The following is a 2,267-nucleotide window of genomic DNA, read 5'->3' as shown; positions in this document are numbered from 1 at the left end:
GCTGCTGCGCAACGCGGCGATATCAGACCCGGCTTCGGGTTCGGACCAGGCCTGCGCCCACACCTGCTCACCCCGCGCCATCGCCGGCAGGATCCGCTCCCGCTGCTCGGCCGTGCCGTGGGCGAACAAGGTCGGGCCCAGCATGAAGATCCCGTTCTGGCTGACCCGCCCGGGTGCGCCCGCGGCGTAGTACTCCTCCTCGAACAACACCCACTGCAACAGCGACGCATCCCGCCCGCCGTACTCGCGCGGCCACGACACCACCGACAACCGCGCGTCCGCCAGCTGCGCCTCCCACTCCCGGTGCGCGGCGAACCCCTCCGCGGTGTCCATCGAGGGGAGCGTCGGCACGTGCGCCGTCAGCCACTCCCGCACCTCGTCCCGGAACGCCGCCGACTCGGCATCGATGTCGAGGTCCATCAGCGCTGCGCCCCGTCCCGCATCGAGCGCGCGTCCTGCCCACCGAGGGAATCGGTGGAGGTTTCGGCGTTGTGGGCGTGCGCGAAGTGGTGCAGCCCGAACACCGAGTCCATTCCCGACCGCAGGCCCATCAGGTCCTCGGCCTGGTTGACCGCCTTCTTCGCCAGCGCCAGCCCGAACTGCGGCATCCGCGCGATCGTCTCCGCCAGCTCAAAAGTCCGCGCTTCGACCTCGGCGCGCGGCACGACGCGGTTGACCATGCCCCACTCCTGGGCCTGCTGCACGCCGAACCGCTCCCCGGTGAACAGGACCTCCTTCGCCGCCCGCGGACCCAGCACCCACGGGTGCGCGAAATACTCCACGCCCGGAATGCCCATCCGCACCACCGGATCGGCGAAGAACGCATCGTCGGAGGCCACGATGAGGTCACAGACCCAGGCCAGCATCAGCCCACCCGCGATACACGCCCCCTGCACCGACGCGATCATCGGCTTCGGGATCTCCCGCCACCGGCGGCACATCCCCAGATACACCTCCGACTCCCGGGCGAACCGCTGATCCCCACCCTCCCGCGTGGTGTGGTCCCACCACACCACGGCCCGTCGGTCGAACGACTGATCCACATCCCGGCCCGGCGTGCCGATGTCATGGCCGGCCGAGAAGTGCTTGCCCTCCCCCGCCAGCACGATCACCTTCACCCCGGCATCGTCCACCGCACGGGTGAACGCGTCATCCAGCGCATAAGTCATCGCCGAGTTCTGCGCGTTGCGGTACTCCGGGCGATTCATCGTCACCACCGCCACCGCACCCCGGCGCTCATAGCGGACCACCGGTTCACTCATGCGTTACTCCTTCGCCGCACACCGCAACCTTTCCAAAGCAAGCAATTGCTTGGTAGCGTAACGACTCGGCGCACCCAAGACAACAGCACGGAGGTTTGGGTGAACGACGAGCTGACGCGGTTCCGTCGTGAGGTCGCGGACTGGCTGGTGGACAACCTGACCGGTGAGTTCGCCGCCTTGCGTGGGCTGGGCGGGCCGGGGCGCGAGCATGAGGCGTTCGAGTTGCGGTTGGCGTGGGAGCGGCATCTGGCGGCGGCGGGGTGGACGTGTGTGGGCTGGCCGGTGGAGTTCGGTGGGCGGGGGTTGTCGCTGGAGGAGCAGGTCGCCTTTCACGAGGAGTACGCGGCGTCGGGGGCGCCGGCGCGGGTGAACCACATCGGGGAGCAGTTGCTGGGGCCGACGTTGATCGCGTTCGGCACGCCGGAGCAGCGGGCGCGGTTCCTGCCGCGGATCGTGGCGGTGGAGGAGCTGTGGTGTCAGGGCTATTCCGAGCCCGGGGCCGGGTCGGATCTGGCGGCGGTGTCCACCTCGGCGGAGTTGCGGGACGGCGAGTGGGTGGTCAACGGGCAGAAGATCTGGACGTCGCTGGCGCATGTGGCGGACTGGTGTTTCGTGCTGGCCCGCACCGAGCGGGGGTCGCAGCGCCACCGCGGGCTGTCGTATCCGCTGGTGCCGCTGCGGCAGGACGGGGTGACGGTGCGGCCGATCCAGCAGCTGACCGGCACCAGCGAGTTCAACGAGGTGTTCTTCGACGACGCCCGGACTCCCGCCGCGATGGTGGTCGGTGAGCCGGGTGAGGGGTGGCGGATCGCGATGGCCACCCTCGGCTTCGAACGCGGGGTGTCCACCCTGGGGCAGCAGATCGGGTTCCGCCGCGAGCTGGACGGGATCGAGGCGGAGGCCAAGCGGCTGGGCACGTGGGAGGATCCGCTGCTGCGCGCCGATCTGGACCGCGCGCGGATGGGCCTGCGGGTGCTGCGGGCGCACGCGTTGCGGACGCTGGGG

The 2,267-nt window shown here is 70.0% G+C and carries 3 protein-coding genes; 1 reads left to right on the top strand and 2 read right to left on the bottom strand.

Annotated features, from left to right (window positions below):
• Both ACCP09_RS39735 and ACCP09_RS39730 read right to left on the bottom strand, forming a co-directional pair.
• Nucleotides 1-420, bottom strand: a 420-nt coding sequence (locus ACCP09_RS39735; RefSeq protein WP_433754244.1) for an acyl-CoA dehydrogenase family protein, incomplete at its 3' end; no start/stop codon positions are given.
• Nucleotides 420-1,262, bottom strand: a complete 843-nt coding sequence (locus ACCP09_RS39730; RefSeq protein WP_433754242.1) for an enoyl-CoA hydratase — start codon at nt 1,260-1,262, stop codon at nt 420-422. The genes ACCP09_RS39730 and ACCP09_RS39735, both read right to left, overlap by 1 nt.
• 99 nt (nt 1,263-1,361) lie before the next feature.
• Here ACCP09_RS39730 and ACCP09_RS39725 point away from each other — a divergent pair.
• Nucleotides 1,362-2,267, top strand: a 906-nt coding sequence (locus tag ACCP09_RS39725) for an acyl-CoA dehydrogenase family protein (RefSeq protein WP_433754240.1), incomplete at its 3' end; no start/stop codon positions are given.

Origin of the sequence: Amycolatopsis sp. 3B14 (assembly GCF_050958625.1) — a bacterium.
In the GTDB taxonomy this organism is placed as follows: domain Bacteria; phylum Actinomycetota; class Actinomycetes; order Mycobacteriales; family Pseudonocardiaceae; genus Amycolatopsis_E; species Amycolatopsis_E thermoflava.
This window is presented reverse-complemented; position numbering and strand designations above follow the sequence as displayed.